The sequence below is a fragment of the Paenibacillus qinlingensis genome (assembly GCF_031455095.1).
Lineage (GTDB): Bacteria > Bacillota > Bacilli > Paenibacillales > NBRC-103111 > Paenibacillus_E > Paenibacillus_E qinlingensis_A.
In genome coordinates this window covers 255,039-273,381 of record NZ_JAVDSB010000007.1, presented here as the reverse complement: position 1 = coordinate 273,381, position 18,343 = coordinate 255,039, and the positions used below count along the sequence as shown (strand labels likewise).

General features: G+C 45.7%; 19 protein-coding genes and 1 pseudogene. 17 read left to right on the top strand and 3 right to left on the bottom strand.

Annotated features, from left to right (window positions below; genetic code table 11):
- Positions 1 to 132: 132 nt before the first annotated feature.
- Positions 133 to 630 carry a GNAT family N-acetyltransferase gene (locus J2736_RS20070; RefSeq protein WP_310500357.1) on the bottom strand — a complete coding sequence of 166 codons (498 nt, stop codon included), beginning with the start codon at positions 628 to 630 and terminating at the stop codon, positions 133 to 135.
- A 160-nt stretch (positions 631 to 790) separates the two neighbouring features.
- Between J2736_RS20070 and J2736_RS20065 the strand changes: the two genes are divergently transcribed.
- Positions 791 to 1,075 carry a hypothetical protein gene (locus J2736_RS20065; protein ID WP_310500356.1) on the top strand — a complete coding sequence of 95 codons (285 nt, stop codon included), beginning with the start codon at positions 791 to 793 and terminating at the stop codon, positions 1,073 to 1,075.
- Positions 1,076 to 1,158: 83 nt separating this feature from the next.
- On the opposite strand, the gene J2736_RS20060 is transcribed toward J2736_RS20065, so the two are convergent.
- Positions 1,159 to 1,329, bottom strand: a complete 171-nt coding sequence (locus J2736_RS20060) for a hypothetical protein (protein ID WP_310500355.1) — start codon at positions 1,327 to 1,329, stop codon at positions 1,159 to 1,161.
- 202 nt (positions 1,330 to 1,531) lie between these two features.
- Here J2736_RS20060 and J2736_RS20055 point away from each other — a divergent pair, with 202 nt between their 5' ends.
- The 4 genes and pseudogenes from J2736_RS20055 to coaD all read left to right on the top strand — a co-directional run bounded on the left by J2736_RS20055 (position 1,532) and on the right by coaD (position 4,453).
- On the top strand, positions 1,532 to 2,290 hold the full coding sequence (locus J2736_RS20055; RefSeq protein ID WP_310500354.1) for a hypothetical protein: 759 nt from the start codon (positions 1,532 to 1,534) through the stop codon (positions 2,288 to 2,290).
- 342 nt (positions 2,291 to 2,632) lie between these two features.
- The gene (locus tag J2736_RS20050; protein ID WP_310500353.1) at positions 2,633 to 2,836 is read left to right on the top strand and encodes a hypothetical protein; all 204 of its coding nucleotides are present in this window, start codon (positions 2,633 to 2,635) and stop codon (positions 2,834 to 2,836) included.
- 503 nt (positions 2,837 to 3,339) lie between these two features.
- Positions 3,340 to 3,924 (top strand): annotated as a pseudogene (gene rsmD / locus J2736_RS20045) (16S rRNA (guanine(966)-N(2))-methyltransferase RsmD); the annotation flags it as partial.
- A gap of 16 nt (positions 3,925 to 3,940) precedes the next feature.
- Entirely contained in the window at positions 3,941 to 4,453 is a 513-nt protein-coding gene (gene coaD, locus J2736_RS20040) for a pantetheine-phosphate adenylyltransferase (protein WP_397341154.1), read from the top strand.
- A 24-nt stretch (positions 4,454 to 4,477) separates the two neighbouring features.
- On the opposite strand, the gene J2736_RS20035 is transcribed toward coaD, so the two are convergent.
- Positions 4,478 to 5,758, bottom strand: a complete 1,281-nt coding sequence (locus J2736_RS20035) for a nucleoside recognition domain-containing protein (RefSeq protein ID WP_310500351.1) — start codon at positions 5,756 to 5,758, stop codon at positions 4,478 to 4,480.
- Positions 5,759 to 5,881: 123 nt separating this feature from the next.
- Between J2736_RS20035 and J2736_RS20030 the strand changes: the two genes are divergently transcribed.
- The 12 genes from J2736_RS20030 to smc all read left to right on the top strand — a co-directional run bounded on the left by J2736_RS20030 (position 5,882) and on the right by smc (position 18,342).
- Positions 5,882 to 7,000, top strand: a complete 1,119-nt coding sequence (locus J2736_RS20030) for a SepM family pheromone-processing serine protease (RefSeq protein WP_310500350.1) — start codon at positions 5,882 to 5,884, stop codon at positions 6,998 to 7,000.
- 87 nt (positions 7,001 to 7,087) lie between these two features.
- On the top strand, positions 7,088 to 7,597 hold the full coding sequence (locus J2736_RS20025) for a YceD family protein (protein ID WP_310500349.1): 510 nt from the start codon (positions 7,088 to 7,090) through the stop codon (positions 7,595 to 7,597).
- 37 nt (positions 7,598 to 7,634) lie between these two features.
- Positions 7,635 to 7,808 (top strand): 50S ribosomal protein L32, encoded by a 174-nt coding sequence (gene rpmF / locus J2736_RS20020; RefSeq protein WP_056624823.1) that lies wholly within the window; start codon positions 7,635 to 7,637, stop codon positions 7,806 to 7,808.
- 118 nt (positions 7,809 to 7,926) lie between these two features.
- A complete protein-coding gene (fapR, locus tag J2736_RS20015) occupies positions 7,927 to 8,541 on the top strand; it encodes a transcription factor FapR (protein ID WP_310500348.1) in 615 nt (204 codons plus the stop codon).
- On the top strand, positions 8,525 to 9,529 hold the full coding sequence (gene plsX, locus J2736_RS20010; RefSeq protein WP_310500347.1) for a phosphate acyltransferase PlsX: 1,005 nt from the start codon (positions 8,525 to 8,527) through the stop codon (positions 9,527 to 9,529). The genes fapR and plsX overlap by 17 nt, the downstream gene beginning before the upstream one ends.
- Positions 9,526 to 10,512, top strand: a complete 987-nt coding sequence (locus J2736_RS20005; protein WP_310500346.1) for a beta-ketoacyl-ACP synthase III — start codon at positions 9,526 to 9,528, stop codon at positions 10,510 to 10,512. Before plsX ends, J2736_RS20005 begins: the two co-directional genes overlap by 4 nt.
- Before the next feature lie 72 nt (positions 10,513 to 10,584).
- The gene (gene fabD / locus J2736_RS20000) at positions 10,585 to 11,535 is read left to right on the top strand and encodes an ACP S-malonyltransferase (protein ID WP_310500345.1); all 951 of its coding nucleotides are present in this window, start codon (positions 10,585 to 10,587) and stop codon (positions 11,533 to 11,535) included.
- Positions 11,522 to 12,262 carry a 3-oxoacyl-[acyl-carrier-protein] reductase gene (gene fabG / locus J2736_RS19995; RefSeq protein WP_310500344.1) on the top strand — a complete coding sequence of 247 codons (741 nt, stop codon included), beginning with the start codon at positions 11,522 to 11,524 and terminating at the stop codon, positions 12,260 to 12,262. The genes fabD and fabG overlap by 14 nt, the downstream gene beginning before the upstream one ends.
- Positions 12,263 to 12,346: 84 nt before the next feature.
- Complete coding sequence (acpP, locus tag J2736_RS19990) at positions 12,347 to 12,580, top strand: acyl carrier protein (RefSeq protein WP_028558238.1); 234 nt, start codon at positions 12,347 to 12,349, stop codon at positions 12,578 to 12,580.
- 94 nt (positions 12,581 to 12,674) lie between these two features.
- Complete coding sequence (fabF, locus tag J2736_RS19985; RefSeq protein WP_310500343.1) at positions 12,675 to 13,910, top strand: beta-ketoacyl-ACP synthase II; 1,236 nt, start codon at positions 12,675 to 12,677, stop codon at positions 13,908 to 13,910.
- A 60-nt stretch (positions 13,911 to 13,970) separates the two neighbouring features.
- Positions 13,971 to 14,672 (top strand): ribonuclease III, encoded by a 702-nt coding sequence (gene rnc, locus J2736_RS19980; RefSeq protein WP_310500342.1) that lies wholly within the window; start codon positions 13,971 to 13,973, stop codon positions 14,670 to 14,672.
- A 94-nt stretch (positions 14,673 to 14,766) separates the two neighbouring features.
- Positions 14,767 to 18,342 carry a chromosome segregation protein SMC gene (gene smc / locus J2736_RS19975; protein WP_310500341.1) on the top strand — a complete coding sequence of 1,192 codons (3,576 nt, stop codon included), beginning with the start codon at positions 14,767 to 14,769 and terminating at the stop codon, positions 18,340 to 18,342.
- Position 18,343: the final 1 nt, after the last annotated feature.

The following is an 18,343-nucleotide window of genomic DNA, read 5'->3' as shown; positions in this document are numbered from 1 at the left end:
GCAATCCCCTCCGAGCTTTATGACTATGCTCTAGGTTTTGTTAGGGAGAGCAATGTTATCCCGTGCAAATAACGGAAATAGTAAAAGTAGAAATATTCTCGTCAAGATGGGCGCTGAACGAAGTGAAATTATTTATGAGATGATTTTCTGAAATGTAACGATATCGTGAAATTGTCCCCATTTGAAACCGACCTCACGATAGTACGCACATTGCTGGTAGCCATTACGTGTGAACATGTGAATGCTAGCGGAATTATCCGCACAAACCGTCGCTATTAACGAATGAAAGCCGCGCTCTTTGGCGAAAGTTTCGATATATTGAATAGAGGCAGAACCTGTGCCTTTACCGACATAAGTAGGATGAAGATAAATCGTCACTTCACCGGTTGTATCATAGGCTTGTTTCTTCTTATGTGGCATTATTTGCACATAGCCTTGAGGCATCTCATTTTGCATAATGACATAGGTCTGATATCGCGGGTTGGCGTGGATGACACTTTCAGTGAATTCGGGCAGAGCAACAGGCTCCGTGTGGAAAGAGTAAGTTGTGTGAAGAACGAAATGATTGTAAATATCCATCAGAAAGGGAATATCGGATGTTTCTAATGGTTTAAATAGTAGGGAAGACATGATGTGGGCACCTCGCTTAAGATTAGAAGACAAATGTCAGGATATGTTCCACGAGCATAGTGAGGTACCTGCTTGCATATGACAATTTCAATAGACATTCCATTCCAATCCATGTATCTTAGATATAATATCTACTAGAATTAGGGGGAGTCACAGCCATATGTCGGACAATGTAAGCTATATTCTCGTAATCGTCGTTGGTATCATCGTACTTGCTGGTCTGACTTACATGAATCTTCGCAAAATAAGTAAATCGACAGCGGATTTGACACAGCTCAAAAAAAGAACGCTACTTTGGACCGAAATTTCCCTTGCCTTATTCGTTGTACAAATGTTTTTCCGTGACCGGAATGGTGGATTCCTGATATTCTTTGGGATACTAACCTTATTTACAGGGGCGCATTACTTAGGCATTTTATATTATACACGCAAAAGAAACCGTTAAAAATGAAGAGGCTCTCCACGTAGATGACCTACGAAGGGGAGCCTCTATATTATTTTCAAGGCAAAATAAGCTAGACGGACCTTCTAATCATTCCAACTCGTCGGCTTTGTTTTCGTCGGAGTTTTCCATTTCTGGTACCATTTCTTCTTCTGCTTCTGGCCCATCAATGTTCGCAACTGTAGCATGACAAGCTTAGCGCGGTCTTCATCGGCATATTTGTCACGCAGATTCTCAAATACAGGTTGATCTTTCATGGCTGACCTTCTTTTCTGGCTGTAGGATTGTCAAATATAGGGAATGTATGTTCTTATTTTGATTATAGCATAAAATGGAAGAGGGGATCAAGCCTAGCAGAAGGAGAGTATGCTCTAAGTGTGGAATGTAACTATATAGCCAAATTCAACGATGGTTCGACAAACTAGTCCTAAAGAGTACAATTTCCTAACGAGGTGAACAATGAAAAAGTTTATTCTATTTTTATTAATGCTCTCTATCCCTTTTGGAGTTGCTGGCGCTGCCACTGTTAATGGAGATTTCGAAGGGAACCCCATCGTACAAGTAACATCTAATGGACAAGTGTTAAAAGTTGATGAACTACCTGCCATGATTTATAAAGATCACACCGTAGTCCCCCTGGCTATGTTGCGACAACTCGGGGCACTCGTAACTTGGAATCCCAATACATATAGTGTCAATGTGACAATGCCGCAATCTCCAGCAACGACAGTGCAAGTAGATCCTGCAAAAATAGAATATGAACGCTTGCTGCATGCCTATCAATGGCTAAAGGATACAGATACGGCCATACTAACCTTCTCACAACAAATTCAGCTCTATGCTAATTTAACGAATGGCAGTGAGTTTGCGAATCAACTGAATGTGGATTTTGACGATTTAACGAAACAATACAATGAGGCCAGCCAAATGGCACACAATCTTACTCAAGCCGTGAGTAACTCGGAAGATCTTCTATCTATTATTAAGAGTGAGGGTGCCGCATTTAGCAATGTCCAACAAACTAAGAATCTGCTTTCTTTTAAACTTACTGGCATAAGTATGCCTGAGTTTGAGAAACAATTTGCTATCAGTCTGCTTAATGCTACACGTATGGCACAAAAAAACTTGAACAACACAAATGCAATTATTCATCAGTTGCAGCTTAAGAATGAAATTTTGCCAGATAAAACTTCCGCAAAAACCGAGGTTAAGATGTAAAGAAAAGAATTACGGAAATAGAGGGCACGGCATCAAGCCGCAAAAGAGAGCTGACTGCTATGCAGTCGGCTTTTTTTGTTAATGGAATGGTTTCCTCGGCTGGTAAGACGGTAGACATTCTGGTATTTAATCAAGTCATAACAACTATGGGGGTAAAGATAAACGGACAGTTAAAATATTCATCTAAGTATGCTACAATGTCGGTATCAGAGAAAAAGGTTTACTTTTCGCATGCATTCTTATTTATTTGTCGCTCTTAAACCCCTATGTTGATTTTAAAGTACATGAAAATTAAAAAGCAGTGAAAGAATCTAGGTTAACGTTAAGGGGTTAATTGGTGATATGAGTGCGGATAAAATTCTCTTACATGAAGCGTTGACAAATCAACCATTTGGAATTATTGGATACGAAGTATTGAATGAAGATCAGATATTCGTTGAATATGCTAATAAGTATGGATTTAGGGTGGCAATTCGTGATCTTAAGATTGATCGATCGGAACGGATGAGATTAATAAAACTCATGAGAAGTGGACGAGGCAAATGAGCAAAAGTTCATAGGATTCCTGAACTGTCAGGAGTCCTATTTCTGTTGTTTTTGAAGCTATAGTTTACAAGATCTATTAGTGCAGTTTATTAACCGAATATATCAAGGGCAGTCCTAAAAGACCTTCAATGACGTAACTACTTTAAATAACGTTACGAGTGCAACTAAAAGGAACTTAGCAGATACAATGTATCAAACCGCTAAGCTCCTTTTTCATTCACTTATTCACTTATTTACTTTTCCAACATATATATCTGCCTGAAACTGTCCTATAAAATAATAACGACGGCCTTTTGCAAGGCCGTCTCATGGGAGAGGAGAAACCGGATGAAGAGCTTATGGGGAAACGTAAGCCTTCTCCGCGGTTGTCTACGACATTCTCTGATGTCGATAGTTCAAGCATGACCGATTTACGGTAAATTTATACATCGTAGGGATAAAATTTTTGTGTCAGATTAGTGCTTGTGGTACGATAGCAACAGAATGAACCAGCATGGAAGGGAAACGCACAGATGAGAGTGATTTCAGGCACGGCCAAAGGCAGGTCGTTAAAGGCTGTACCCGGTACAAGTACACGACCAACAACAGACAAAGTGAAGGAAGCGATCTTCAGTATGATCGGACCTTATTTCGACGGAGGGCAGGTGCTTGATCTATTCGCCGGAACAGGCGGGCTAGGGATTGAAGCGCTAAGCCGCGGTATGGATAAGGCGGTATTTATTGATATCGAGAAGAAGAGCATCGACACGATTCAATCCAATGTGGAAGCAGCTAGATTGAAGGATCAAGTGGAGATCTACCGTACGGATGCGGCGAGAGCACTGAAGGTGCTTGCGAAGCGGGCCGAGCAGTTCCAGCTTGTATTTCTAGATCCTCCCTATCGGATGAAAGGGATCGCAGAGCTGATGACAACGATGGAAGAACAGGCCATAGTGGAGGCGGATGCTACAATTGTTGTTGAGCACGATGCCAAGGATATCCTACAAGAAACCATAGGCGGATTTAAGCAATTACGTAGAGCAGACTATGGAGATACGGCTGTGACTATATTTAAACGCGACGCAGCATCCATAGAAGTCAGCAATTAGTCAGCAATTGAAGGAGATGAACAACATGATGAGGCAAGAACATGGTATTACAGTTGCGGTATATCCAGGAAGCTTTGACCCGGTTACTTATGGACATCTTGATATCATACATAGAGCAGCGAAAGTATTTGATAAACTAATTGTAGCGGTGCTGAACAACACGTCCAAGAATGCATTATTCACCTTGGAAGAGAGAATGGAATTGTTGCGGAAAGTAACGGCAGATCTTCCTAATGTGGAAATTGACGGTTTTCGGGACTTAATGGTGAATTATATGAAAGCTCGGAATGTCAGGCTTATCGTTCGCGGACTTCGGGCTGTTTCTGATTTTGAATATGAATTGCAAATGGCATCAACCAATCATAAGCTGAATCCCGATGTAGAGACGTTCTTTATGACATCAAAGCCCCAGTTTTCTTATTTGAGTTCGAGTATCGTGAAGGAAATCGCTAAGTTTCATGGACCTGTGGAAGATTTAGTGCCAGCAGAAGTGGAAGAGGAGTTACGTAAAAAATTCCCTCAGACCTAAAGTGAGGTCCAAAGGAATTTCGGGTTAAAGTTTGGTTAATTCACCGCTTTCCTTTTGAAAGAGGCGTAGACCAAATGAAATGAGCAGCATGCAGGTGAACATAAAAAGGAATAACGTTAGCATTGGTCCCCATAGGCCCCATGCCGATTCGCCGTTCAGCGGAAAGGGTGGCGCAGCTACATTAGTTGCTAAGTCTAACCGTAAAAAGCTCGGTTCTGTGTCTAATAAAAGCAATTGCAACGGTTTCCACAGTAGAATCGTTGTGAATAAAGCAAGTACGGCATGTAGTGCGCGGGATTGTAAAAAGAATAGATAGCGGGCATCGGTTTTTTGATGAAAGCCAGCAACCTGTGCGTGGGCGGATAAGCCTCCCCAACCGAGGAATGCGCTAAGGAGCGCCATTTGCGGCAGAAGAGGGAGATTGCCTGCCTGGCTAAATGCATAAGAACCAAGATGAATTTCCATCAACCCATCAATCCATTGTGGAGTTATATCTGTGTAAACACCCATAAAACTGAGCAGAAATTGAATGACAGGACGAAGCATATCGGCAACATGCGTGATAGAGATGACGTTAATAAGCACCGAAAATATCATCATGTAGCCGCCGATCAGCATCAGTGTATGAACAGCGGAGGTTACTGCATCTCCGAGCAGTTTACCGAAAGTACGGCCATCTTCCCAATAGGCTTGCCGCATGGCCAATAGGGCTGATTTCCAAATAGAACCTTTGTTCTTCTGTTTATGTCCTAGCGCGCTCACTTCAACAGGAACGTTTGCTGGTTTACTATGTCGCATTAAGAATCCCGTTATGATCGCGGAAATGTAGTGAACAATGGCAAGTAGAATGCCTAGTTTGGCGTTATGAAGGAACCCGATGCCGATAACCATGATCAGGAATAACGGACTGCACAAATGCGAGAGGGCCGTTAAACGCTCTGACTCCGTGCGGGTTAACAGGTTTTTTTCGCGCAGCGATGCAGTAATTCTAGCTCCTGCTGGAAATCCTACAACAAAGCCGGATGCCAGTGCCCAACCACTAACACCGGGCAGGCGAAATATGACACGCATCAGCGGTTCTAGAAGAACGCCGGTACCTTGAATGATACCAAAGCCGATTAAGAGCTCGGTCATAATAAGGAAAGGCATTAATGCAGGAAAGACAAGCTTCCACCAAATGGTCAGCCCTTCGAGAGAAGACTGAAAAGCTTTGTCAGGAAATAGAATAACAGATATAACGACCAGTCCGGCCAAAGCTCCCAGCACTAGTGTTGTGATTTTGGCATGAAATCTTGCATTCGGCATAGCCTCACCTCGTCCATCGAACATGCTTCATTGTACGCAAGAAGACAGGCGATTAGACCAAGCTTTCAAACGTGACGAGATCGGTCAAACATCAAGAGAAAGCAACAGGAAAGGGGAACCTGTATGGATAGGGAAGAAGAGAGCATACGTACATGGTCGAATGATTCATACCGATATCCGCGAAGCTCAGCGACAAGACGCTACTTAATATCTGCCTTAGTAGGTATTATCATTGTATATTTGCTATTTTTTGTGCGGCTGCCGTTTTTTGTGTTTATGCCGGGCACCGCTGAAGAAATTAAACCCATGGTATCGATTGCCAAAAGCACGGGCTCTGAAAAAGGGACGCTTATGCTCACGACCGTTCGCGTGGCTGATGCGAATGTGGTGAATTATTTGGTGGGTCTCGTTCATCCTTATGAAGAAATTCAGCCCAAGAAGGCTGTGCTCAAACAGGGAGAGTCCGAACAAGAGTATTCACAACGTCAGGAATATGTCATGTTAACCTCGCAGGCCAGTGCTATTCAAGCCGCGTATACCGAGGCTAAAGTTCCTTTTCACATTGATCATGAGGGTGTCATGGTTCTACAAACCGTCCCCGGGTTGTCAGGGGAGAAAGTGCTTAAGCCAGGGGATGTGCTTTTAAAAGCTGGGGACAAAGAAGTGAAGGTCGCGCAGGATCTGCTAGACTCTCTCGCAGGCAAAAAAGCTGGAGACAGCATCACTATTACGTATGAGAGAAAGAAAACGGAATTGCAGACGACATTGACGCTGGGAGCTCTGCCGCTTCAAGAGGGGGAGACAGTGGCGCGGGCAGGAATCGGTGTTGTACCAGCAGGCATGCAGTCGGTGAAAGCGGATCAGGAAGATCAACAAGTATCGATTAAGGCTGGTGATATTGGCGGGCCTTCAGCTGGTCTCATGTTTTCATTGGAAATATTCAATCAACTTGTGCCCGAGGATATTACGAAGGGTTACCGTATCGCAGGCACGGGAACGATAGAAGCAGACGGCACCGTAGGGCCAATTGGCGGAATTGAGCACAAGATTATTGCTGCGGATCGAGAGAAAGCGGATATTTTCTTTGCTCCCAAAAACATCACTTACAAAGACGGAACCAAGATCGAGAACTATTCGGATGCGGTCAAAAGAGCAAAGCAAATTAATACAAAAATGAAAATCGTAGAAATTGGAACGATGGAAGAAGCTTTGAAATATCTAGCAGCACTCCCTCCGAAATAAGTCATATCTAGCAAAAGTAATTGAATATCAATTGACAAATGGTATGCATAATGGATATAATAATCTTTGTTTGTTTGGGGTGATATCATGCAAATTCGATTTAGAGAACTATCTCTGCAAGGACAATCGGTACCTATGAGTGAAGTTATGAATTTGACAGAACCTTTTGAGGGTCGACAAGACATACTAAACCATGGACCTGTTCATGCAAATCTTCATGCAAAGTATGAAGAAGGAGTAGTTAAAGTTAACGGTACGTTAACGCTAGACTTGGAGTTAAGCTGTTCCCGATGCTTAACGCACACGAACCAAACAATTAAGCTTCCATTCAAGGAAGTTTTTATGCAGGAGCCGGAAGAAGAAGATCCTGAGCTTGACGAGGATATTCATCTGGTGGTTGGGGATAAAGTAGATTTGGAGCCTTACGTTGTAGAGAATGTAGTGGTGGGTTTGCCGTACATACCACTTTGTGACGAAGCGTGCAAAGGTCTGTGTCCCGTGTGCGGAGAAAATCGCAATGTACGTGATTGCGGCTGTAAGCAGGATAAGATTGATCCTAGACTTGCAGGTCTCGCGGACTTTTTTAACAAAGAATAAGGCAACGCCGAAATTCGTATAAGGAGGTGTTTTGAATATGGCAGTACCTCAAAGAAGAACGTCCAAAACTCGTCGCGACAAGCGCCGTACTCACTTCAAATTGGAAGTTCCAGGCATGGTGAAATGTGAACAATGTGCGGAACTGAAGCTAGCACATCACGTGTGCAAGTCTTGCGGAACTTACAAAAGCAGAGAGATCGTAAAAGCATAAGATTGGACATAGTACTTCATCCTAGGTGAGGTGCTATTTTTTTTGCTTTCTTTTTGGTTCTAAATTTAATATACTACAGTTTAGTATCTGGTAATAAGATGAGATCTCACGAGATAAGGTGGTGCTTACCATCGAACGCCTTCCAAAACGACAAAGGCAGCAGGGGCTGCTGCAAGCCATTGAAGCGAACCCTTTTATGACGGATGAGGAATTGATGCGAACGTTTGGGGTCAGTATCCAAACTGTCCGCTTGGATCGATTAGAGCTCGGTATTCCTGAACTGCGGGAACGCATGAAGCATATGGCCGTCAAAACGTATGATCCTGTGCGTTCACTTCCCATTGATGAAGTCATTGGGGAAGTCATAGATTTACAGCTGGATCAGAGCGGTATATCGATTTTTGAAATTAAAGAAGATCATATTTTTTCCAGAACCAAGATTGCCCGAGGTCATCACATCTTCTCACAGGCCAACTCGTTGGCTGTTGCTGTCATTGACGATCCGATTGCGTTAACGGCTTCGGCGGATATCAAATTCGTGCGCTCAGTGAAGCTGGGAGAGAAGTGTGTCGCCAAAGCTTACGTGCGATCTGTTTCTAAAGGGAAAGCACGAGTAGAAGTATTCACTTATGTGGGTGAAGAGACCGTGTTTCGAGGCAACTTTGTCATCTTTCATTCGAAGAAAGAGCAACATCTAGATAGGGAGGACAAGCTCCATGCGGATCGCGATTGATGCAATGGGTGGAGATCATGCGCCTAAGATCGTAGTTGAGGGTGCGCTCGCAGCGGCCAAAGAGTGGAAGGACGTACACATCATTCTAGTCGGGAACCGTACTGCGATAGAAGCGCACCTCACAGAGAGGCCGGATAACCTAACGATCCACCATGCGGAAGAAGTCATTGAAGCCGAGGATGAGCCCGTAAAAGCAGTTCGTCGCAAGAAGGATGCTTCCATGGTTGTAGCAGGACGATTGGTTCGAGAGAAAGAAGCCGAAGCCATGATTTCTGCAGGCAATACGGGAGCGCTGATGACGACAGGCTTGCTTATAGTAGGAAGAATTCCGGGGATTGAACGTCCAGCATTAGCACCCATGATCCCAACTATGGATGGCCATGGTGTGCTGGCATTAGACTTAGGAGCCAACATGGATGCGACGCCTGAGCAATTGATTCAATATGCGATTATGGGCAGTATTTATCGTTCCAAAGTACATGGTGTTGACAAACCTCGTGTAGGATTGTTGAATGTAGGGACGGAATCGGCCAAAGGGAATGAATTAACCAAAACAGCATATCCTTTACTGGAACAAGCTCCGATTCATTTTGTGGGGAATGTGGAGTCCTCGCAGGTGTTGCGCGCGCAATGCGACGTCATCGTTTGCGATGGATTTGCTGGGAATATTATGTTGAAAACATTGGAGGGCGCTGCGTCCGCCATTTTCTCAGCTTTAAAGCAGGAATTCACGAAATCCATATTCAGCAAGCTGGCAGCAGCCGTGTTGAAGCCAGGGTTGACACAATTCCGTAAAAAGCTGGACTATAATGAACATGGCGCAGCACCATTCTTGGGTATTGATGGACTCGTACTTAAAAGTCATGGTTCCTCAGATGCAAATGCCATTAAGAATGCCGTTCGTCAAGCTAGAATAGCGTTACAAAATGATTTGGTCGGCACCATATCTGCCGAAATTAGCCGCGGGAAGCGAGATATAACAACATGAACTTAATACCAGTTGGGGTACTCGGAACGGGTAAATATGTACCAGAGCGTATTTTAACGAATCAAGAACTAGAAACAATGGTTGAAACGAACGATGAGTGGATCGTATCTCGGACAGGCATACGTGAGAGAAGAATCGCGGCAGATGGACAAGCTACGTCGGATCTGTGCTATGAAGCTTCTTTGGTGGCTATGTCGAATGCTGGAATCACTGCAGATCAACTCGATCTAATAATCGTTGCAACCATTACACCAGATATGTCATTTCCATCTACGGCATGTATTCTTCAAGAGAAACTGGGTGCTAAAAAAGCAGCAGCGTTCGACTTGTCAGCAGCGTGCTCAGGTTTCGTCTATGGGCTAGCGAACGCCGCTAATTTTATTGCCACTGGTACATATAAATACGCACTTGTCATTGGGGCAGATTGCTTGTCCAAAATTACCGATTACACCGACCGCAATACCTGTATTTTATTTGGAGACGGTGCTGGCGCTGTTGTGATTGGAGAAGTGCCTGAGGAACGTGGCTTCAAATCCTTTGAGTTAGGCGCTGATGGTACGGGAGGTCCTCTTCTGAAAATTGAAGGCGGCGGCTCCCGTAATCCAGCATCACAGAACTCGTTGGACCAGCGTTTACACTACATCTACATGGCGGGCGCTGAGGTTTTCAAATTTGCAGTTCGTATTATGGGGAATGCTGCGGATGAGGCTTTACGTAAAGCAGGTTGGGAGAAAACTGATATTGATCTGCTTGTCCCACACCAAGCCAACATGCGTATTATTCAATCCTCATTGAACCGCTTGGAATTGTCTGAAGACAAATGTATGATTAACTTGGACAAGTACGGCAATATGTCGGCCGCTTCGATCCCAGTTGCACTAGCAGAAGCATCCGAACAAGGCAGATTAAACGAAGGCGATCGTCTGATTTTAGTTGGTTTTGGCGGCGGTTTGACGTGGGGCGCGACAGCACTCGTTTGGTAGGGTGAGCAGTAAATGAACTTATTTCTAGCTAAAAATGACTGAATATATCGTGGAAGGGGATCCTTTTCTCGTATGGGTAAAATAGCATTTGTATTTCCGGGCCAAGGCTCTCAATCCGTTGGTATGGGAGCTGACCTCTATGGTGCGCTGCCAGCTGCTAAGGACTATTTCGACCGCGCGAATGAAGCGCTAGGTTTCTCTTTGTCTGATCTGATCTTCGAAGGTCCAGAGGACCAACTGAAGATCACGTACCACACGCAGCCCGCGCTGCTCACGACAAGCATCGCTTGTCTGGAAGCGTTCAAGGCTGCTGGCGTCACGCCAGACTATGTCGCAGGACATAGTCTGGGCGAGTACAGCGCGCTCGTCGCAGCCGGCGTGCTCGCGTTTGAAGACGCGGTCCGCACCGTGCGGGCCCGCGGCGAGTTCATGGAGCAGGCCGTCCCTGGCGGCCTGGGTGCCATGGCAGCCGTGCTGGGAGCCGAGCGCGCAGCGCTGACGGAGCTTTGCACGGCAATCACAAGCGGCGGCTCCGTCGTGGAGCTCGCCAATGTGAACTGCCCGGGACAGATTGTCGTCTCGGGCAGTAAGGAAGGCGTTGCAGCGGTTGTCGAACGCTGCAAGGAGGCTGGCGCGAAGCGTGCCATCCCGCTTGAGGTGAGCGGACCGTTTCACTCCTCCCTCATGAAGCCAGCTTCGGAGCGCCTCGCAGAGGTGCTCGCGTCCATCGAGATGAAAGATGCAGCCGTGCCCGTTGTCGCCAACGTTACGGCGCGTCCTGTGACCCAGCCGAGCGATATTCGCGGCTTGCTGGTGGAGCAGGTGTATTCCCCTGTATTATGGGAAGACACGATCTCGTATCTGATCAGCGAAGGCGTGGATACGTTCATTGAGCTTGGCTCAGGAACGGTGCTTGCCGGCTTGATCAAAAAGGTCGACAAAACGGTGAAAACCGTGTCGATTGGCAGTCTTGAAGCATTGGAAAAGTACACGCAGGAGGTACACACGCATGTTAACGGGTAAAGTAGCATTAGTTACTGGTGCATCACGTGGTATTGGGCGTGCGATTGCCTTGCATTTGGCTGAACACGGTGCGGATGTTGTGGTGAACTACGCTGGGAGCGAAGCCGCTGCTAGTGAAGTTGTAGCTGCAATTGAAGCGATGGGTCGTAAAGCGATTAAATTGCGTGCCGATGTGAGCAGCTATCAAGAATCTGACGATCTTGTAAAGCAAACGCTAGAAGTTTTTGGCAAAATTGATATTCTCGTGAATAATGCGGGCATAACAAGAGACAATTTAATCATGCGAATGAAAGAAGAAGAATTCGATCAAGTAATCGCTACGAATCTCAAAGGCGTGTTTAACTGTGTCAAAGCGGTCACGCGTCCAATGATGAAGCAGCGTTTCGGTCGAATTATCAATATATCTTCTGTAGTTGGTGTGCTCGGTAACCCGGGTCAAGCTAACTATGTAGCAGCAAAAGCAGGTGTAATCGGCTTAACGAAAGCGACTGCGAGAGAGCTATCCTCGCGTGGCATTACCGTGAATGCTGTTGCGCCAGGCTTTATTGAAACCGATATGACAGACAAATTGTCTGCTGAGATGCGTGAACACATGCTGAAGCAAATCCCGCTGGAGCGCCTTGGGCAGCCAGAGGAAATTGCGAAGGTTGTTCGCTTCTTAGCTTCTGACGATGCCTCCTACATGACAGGGCAAACACTCCATGTAGATGGCGGAATGTACATGTAAGTTTCTAAAAATGAGAATCTCAAAATTGTCTACTGGCAATCTGTTAAAGATTCTCGTATAATACCAAATGAGGAGGTGAACCGGATGTCCGACGTATTGGATCGTGTTAAACGAATTGTAGTCGATCGTCTAGGGGTTGATGAAGCTGAAGTCACCCTCGAAGCATCTTTCAAAGAAGACCTAGGTGCTGATTCTCTCGATGTAGTTGAATTAGTAATGGAATTAGAAGATGAGTTCGATTTAGAAATTTCAGATGAAGATGCTGAGAAGATTACGACAGTAGGAGAAGTTACGAATTACATAAAATCTCATACGTAATAGTCTACAGAGTCCCGTTTCTAATAAAGACGGGACTTCTCTCCATTCCTGGCAATAATAAAAAAAATGAATGACTACATAGAAGGTGGTACAAATGAACAGAGTTGTAATTACAGGTATGGGCGTAGTTACTGCCCTTGGTCAAGACTTAGACACATTCTGGGGGAACCTGACTTCTGGTAAATCTGGCGTAGGTATGATTGAAAATTTTGATGTAAGCGAATACCCAACACGGATTGCCGCTGAAATCAAAGATTTCAACATTGAAGATTATGTGGATCGTAAAGAATCCCGTCGCATGGACCGTTTCGTTCAATTCGCAGTTGCAGGCGCGCTAAATGCGCTTAAGGATGCGAACTTAAATGTGAAGGAAGATGCCGATCCAGAACGTGTTGGCGTATCCGTAGGGTCAGGTATTGGCGGATTGAACACTTGGGAAGAGCAGCATCGCATTTTATTGGAAAAAGGACCTAAACGGGTTTCACCTTTCTTCATCCCGATGATGATCGCGAATATGGCATCTGGTCATGTATCGATGGTCACAGGAGCGAAAGGTCCGAACTCCACAGCGGTTACCGCTTGTGCAACAGGTACGCATTCCATTGGTGACTCATTCAAAATGATTCAACGTGGCGATGCAGACGTTATGATTTGTGGTGGAGCTGAAGCGACAATTACGCCGATTGGTGTAGCTGGTTTCTGTGCTCTGCGTGCGATGTCGACGCGCAATGAAGAGCCGCATTTGGCAAGTCGTCCATTTGATACAGATCGCGATGGCTTTGTTATGGGTGAAGGTGCTGGTGTACTCATTCTGGAGTCACTTGAACATGCTCAGAAGCGTGGCGCACGTATCTATGCTGAGGTAATCGGCTATGGCATGAGCGGTGATGCCTATCATATGACAGATCCAGATCCAGATGGTGCTGCACGTTGTATGGCGAAAGCGATCAAGGATGCAGGCATTGCTCCAGATGCGATTTCGTACATTAATGCGCATGGTACTTCAACACCTGTTGGCGATAAATCAGAAACGATTGCAATCAAGAAAGCGTTAGGCGAGCATGCCTATAAAGTTGCTGTTAGCTCAACGAAGTCCATGACGGGTCATTTGCTCGGCGCTGCTGGCGGTGTGGAAGCTGTTATTTGTGGATTAACAATCGCGAACAGTCTTATTGCTCCAACAATTAACTTGGACAATCAAGATCCTGAGTGCGACTTGGATTATGTACCCAACAAAGCGCGTGAAGCGAGCGTTGATATTGCGATGTCGAACTCCTTCGGGTTCGGTGGACATAATGCCACGATCATTTTGAAGAAATTTCAAGCATAATTCCCATGCCTGCGACGAAAGATAACGGAATATCATTTTCTCCGGGTGGTGAGGTAAGGCGTGAACCGTGATATTAAGGATTTACAAAAGCAGATAGGCGTCTCATTTCGGAAGTCTGAGCTGCTGAAGCAGGCTTTCACGCATTCCTCTTATGTGAATGAACACCGAATCGCTGGACATAAAGACAATGAACGACTTGAGTTTCTTGGAGATGCCGTGCTTGAATTAACAGTTTCGGAATTTTTATATGAATCTTATCCTGGGCGTTCAGAGGGTGAATTGACGAAGCTAAGGGCATCCATTGTCTGCGAGCCTTCGCTCGTAACATTTGCCGAAGATTTGGATTTCGGTGCGTTTGTCTTACTAGGTAAAGGGGAAGAGTTAACAGGAGGGCGATCACGGCCGGCATTGCTGGCAGATGTGTTTGAATCCTTCGTTGGCGCGCTATATCTAGACCAAGGTTTGGATACCGTTAAAGCGTTTCTTCAGAAGCATGTATTCGCCAAAATATCCAGTGAAGGCAAGCTGCTTGTGATTGATTACAAGACACAATTGCAAGAGCATACCCAACATCATAATATGGGTTCGTTGGAATACCGGATTGTGAATGAACGGGGTCCCGCACACGAGCGCGAGTTCGTTGCCGAAGTGCATATGGAAAGCGAGCTTCTGGGAACCGGTGCTGGTCGTTCAAAGAAAGAGGCGGAACAGCAGGCTGCTGCTGGCGCACTGTCCAAGTTAAACGTAACTGTACAACGATAGTGGAAAAACCAGAAGAGGCAGCTCCTGCTGCCTTTTTTGTATTTTTCTCTTATTTTCATAGGCGATATGTTACAATAATTTCTGAGGTGAGACCATGTTTTTGAAACGGATCGAATTATCCGGGTTTAAATCATTCGCGGACCGGACGGAACTCGAATTTGTGCGAGGCATTACCGCGGTTGTAGGTCCTAACGGGAGTGGAAAGAGTAATATCTCGGACGGAATCCGGTGGGTGTTAGGGGAACAAAGCGCGAAGTCTTTGCGTGGCGGTAAAATGGAAGATGTTATTTTCGCAGGTAGTGACGCACGTCGTGCTGTGAATTATGGTGAAGTCTCGTTAACATTAGATAATTCATCACAGTCGCTTCCCTTGGATTTTAATGAAGTTACCGTGACGCGAAGAGTACATCGCAATGGCGATAGTGAATATCTGATTAACAAACAACCTTGTCGCTTGAAGGATATCACGGAGTTGTTCATGGACACGGGTATCGGGAAAGAAGCGTATTCGATTATTGGACAAGGACGTATTGAGGAAATCCTAAGTACGAAATCCGAAGATCGTCGAGGCATCTTTGAAGAAGCTTCGGGGATTGTTAAATATAAAGCGCGTAAGCGCGAAGCGGAGAAGAAATTGAATGATACCGAGCAGAATTTGCTGCGGATCCACGATTTAGTCTCTGAACTTGAGGATCAAGTTGAACCGTTGCGTGACCAGGCGGAGAAGGCGATTCGGTTCAAAGAGTTGAAGGAAACGCTCAAGAGTAGTGAAATCTCCATGTATGTGCATCAGATTGATCAGATTTATGTCGCATGGAATGACGCAACGCAGCTGCTCGAGAAATTGACCAAAGAGCAAACGGAGCTCTCTACGATTGTTAATCAGCATGATGCCCATTTGGAAAAGCATCGTTGGGAAACGCGCAGATTAGAAGAAGAGCTAGAAACGCTCCAAGAAAGTTTGCTTGGTCTTAGTGAAGAATTCGAGAAATGCGAGGGTCACGGTGAGGTTCTAAAGGAACGGAAAAAGAACTACGTGACAAACCATCAGCAGCTAGCTACGTCCATTGCGATGCAGGAGCAGCGTAAATTGGACAAAGAAGCGGAATTGAGCGAGCAGCGTGAGAGAATTATTCAAATTGGCGCGCAATTATTCGAATTCCAAGCCAAGCTAACTGCGGAAGAACAGCGCTTACAAGGGGTAAGCGGAGGGATCAGTTCTTCCCCTGAGGATCAATTGAAGGGTGAATTGCTGGAAACGCTCAACCGTATGGCACAGTCACGCAATGAAATTCGATACGCAGAGCAGCAAATCGAAAGTATCGGACGTCGTTTGGACAGACTCGATGAAGAGCGTCAGAAGTGGGCGGATCAACGTGAGAGTATCTTGCGTCGTAAACAAGAGCTTTCAGTCAAGCTGCAAGATACGGTAGGAGAGATAGAGCGAGCTCGCCAGGAATATGTTCAACTAACGCAAGCCTTGAAGAGTAAGCAAGGGTTGCTGGATGAAGCTCAAGCTATGGTACGCAAATGGGAGCAAAAGATGGATGCGTTAATTTCCCGCCGCGATACAATGAAAGAAATGGCTAATGATTACGACGGTTTTCAGCAAGGTGTTAAGGAAGTGCTTAAAGCGAAATCGCGCAAAGACTTGCGAGGCATTCGTGGTGCGGTTGCTGAACTTGTTAAAGTGCCTGCCAACGTTGAGACAGCCATCGAGACTGCGCTAGGCGGTGCGCTCCAGAATATCGTCGTAGAGACGGAGGCAGGCGGTAGGGAAGCGATTGCTTTCTTGAAACGTCGCCAAATGGGACGGGCTACCTTCCTGCCGATGAACGTTATTCGAGGACGTTCGATTTCTGATCATGAAAGTCAGACGTTGAAATCGTCGAAGGGCTTTGTTGGGATTGCAGTTGACCTTGTGTCTTTCGATTCGACATATACGAATATATTCTCGAGCTTACTAGGGAATGTCGTTGTAGCAGAGAGTCTAGAAGATGCTAACCATATCGCGGCCAAAGCGCAATATCGCTATCGCGTTGTGACGCTGGAAGGTGACGTTGTTAACCCTGGTGGTTCTATGACGGGTGGAAGCTTGCAGAAGAAGTCGACGAATTTGTTAGGTCGTCAGCGTCAAATCGAAGAGCTTGATGCTGAGATCGCAACATCCGAGGGACAACTCAGTGGTTTGCGCAGTCAATCCAGCTCCTTGAAGCGTGATATTACCGATGAAATGTTAAAGGTTGAACAGCTTCGACAATTAGGTGAGGGGCAACGTATCACAGAGCAACAAATTCGTGCGGAATTGAATCCGTTGGAATCCGAAAGTCGTACAGTAGAAGAACAGCTTACGCTGGATAGTCAAGACAGAGGAGCCCTACTGGAAGAGCGAACGGAATTTAGCCGTAAAAAAGTTGAAAGTGAAGCTGCACTCGCTCAGCTGCAAGAAGAGGAAGCCTCCTTGCAACAAGCGATTCGGGATGCTGAGAGTTCTCGAAAAGCGAGTGAATCCGAGAAAGAAGAACTTCAAAGCCAGTTGACGGATTTGAAAGTCAAGGTAGCTTCAACTTCACAAGAGAAGCAGTCTCTTCAGGATCAACAAAGACGCTTGCAGCAGGATCTGAGCGAAGTGGAACGTGAAATTGAAGTCAACCGCGGTCTATTAACACAATTAGAAAGCGATATGGCAACACTTGAGCAAGAAACTGTAGGGCAGATTGAGCTGTTAAATAATTTGAAACTGAAGAAGCAGCAATGCTCCGAAAGTATAGATTTCAAACGTGCAGAGCGTACAGACTGGTTACAAAAGCTCGAACACGGCGAAAATGAAACGCGAACGCAGCGCATTCAGCTGAAACAAGTGGAAGAGAATCTCCATCAGACGGAAGTTCGAGTGACGCGCCTAGATGTAGAGCTTGAAAATCTGCTCAAAAAGCTTGCCGAAGAATATGAGCTTAGCTATGAGCTGGCGAAAATGCGCTACCCTGTGCCTGAGGATATTCAAGGCACGCAAAGTAGGGTGCGTGAGCTAAAACGCGAGATTGCTTCGCTAGGCGATGTGAACCTAGGTGCGATTGAAGAGTATGCACGTGTATCGGAGCGCTTTGAGTTCTTGAGCTCGCAAAAAGATGATTTGATCGAAGCGAAGACAACGTTGTATCAAGTTATTCGAGAGATGGATCAGGAGATGTCTAAGCGATTCAAAACAACGTTCGATGCGATTCGCTCTCATTTCGGGGTCGTCTTTGCTAAGCTGTTCGGGGGCGGGCGCGCAGATTTAATTCTGTCTGAACCTGAGAACATGCTCGACACAGGCATTGAAATTGTGGCACAGCCACCAGGTAAAAAGCTGCAAAATCTTCAACTGCTTTCAGGTGGTGAGCGTGCGTTGACAGCAATTGCGTTGTTGTTCTCGATTATCCGCGTGAAACCAGTGCCATTCTGCGTACTGGATGAGGTAGAAGCCGCATTAGACGAGGCCAACGTATCTCGATTTGCTGAGTATTTACGCGAGTTCTCGGAAATGACGCAGTTTATTGTGGTGACTCACCGTAAGGGAACGATGGAAGAAGCCGACGTGTTGTATGGCGTTACCATGCAAGAAGGCGGCGTGTCCAAGCTCGTTTCTGTCCGATTAGAGGATGAGGAAGCGACAATGACAGCATCATAGC

What these genes read in the sequence shown, in the direction of transcription:
- J2736_RS20070 (WP_310500357.1), bottom strand. Translation starts at nt 630, where the DNA reads ATGTCTTCCCTACTATTTAAACCATTAGAAACATCCGATATTCCCTTT.
- J2736_RS20065 (WP_310500356.1), top strand. Translation starts at nt 791, where the DNA reads ATGTCGGACAATGTAAGCTATATTCTCGTAATCGTCGTTGGTATCATC.
- J2736_RS20060 (WP_310500355.1), bottom strand. Translation starts at nt 1,329, where the DNA reads ATGAAAGATCAACCTGTATTTGAGAATCTGCGTGACAAATATGCCGAT.
- J2736_RS20055 (WP_310500354.1), top strand. Translation starts at nt 1,532, where the DNA reads ATGAAAAAGTTTATTCTATTTTTATTAATGCTCTCTATCCCTTTTGGA.
- J2736_RS20050 (WP_310500353.1), top strand. Translation starts at nt 2,633, where the DNA reads ATGAGTGCGGATAAAATTCTCTTACATGAAGCGTTGACAAATCAACCA.
- coaD (WP_397341154.1), top strand. Translation starts at nt 3,941, where the DNA reads ATGAACAACATGATGAGGCAAGAACATGGTATTACAGTTGCGGTATAT.
- J2736_RS20035 (WP_310500351.1), bottom strand. Translation starts at nt 5,758, where the DNA reads ATGCCGAATGCAAGATTTCATGCCAAAATCACAACACTAGTGCTGGGA.
- J2736_RS20030 (WP_310500350.1), top strand. Translation starts at nt 5,882, where the DNA reads ATGGATAGGGAAGAAGAGAGCATACGTACATGGTCGAATGATTCATAC.
- J2736_RS20025 (WP_310500349.1), top strand. Translation starts at nt 7,088, where the DNA reads ATGCAAATTCGATTTAGAGAACTATCTCTGCAAGGACAATCGGTACCT.
- rpmF (WP_056624823.1), top strand. Translation starts at nt 7,635, where the DNA reads ATGGCAGTACCTCAAAGAAGAACGTCCAAAACTCGTCGCGACAAGCGC.
- plsX (WP_310500347.1), top strand. Translation starts at nt 8,525, where the DNA reads ATGCGGATCGCGATTGATGCAATGGGTGGAGATCATGCGCCTAAGATC.
- J2736_RS20005 (WP_310500346.1), top strand. Translation starts at nt 9,526, where the DNA reads ATGAACTTAATACCAGTTGGGGTACTCGGAACGGGTAAATATGTACCA.
- fabD (WP_310500345.1), top strand. Translation starts at nt 10,585, where the DNA reads ATGGGTAAAATAGCATTTGTATTTCCGGGCCAAGGCTCTCAATCCGTT.
- fabG (WP_310500344.1), top strand. Translation starts at nt 11,522, where the DNA reads ATGTTAACGGGTAAAGTAGCATTAGTTACTGGTGCATCACGTGGTATT.
- acpP (WP_028558238.1), top strand. Translation starts at nt 12,347, where the DNA reads ATGTCCGACGTATTGGATCGTGTTAAACGAATTGTAGTCGATCGTCTA.
- fabF (WP_310500343.1), top strand. Translation starts at nt 12,675, where the DNA reads ATGAACAGAGTTGTAATTACAGGTATGGGCGTAGTTACTGCCCTTGGT.
- smc (WP_310500341.1), top strand. Translation starts at nt 14,767, where the DNA reads ATGTTTTTGAAACGGATCGAATTATCCGGGTTTAAATCATTCGCGGAC.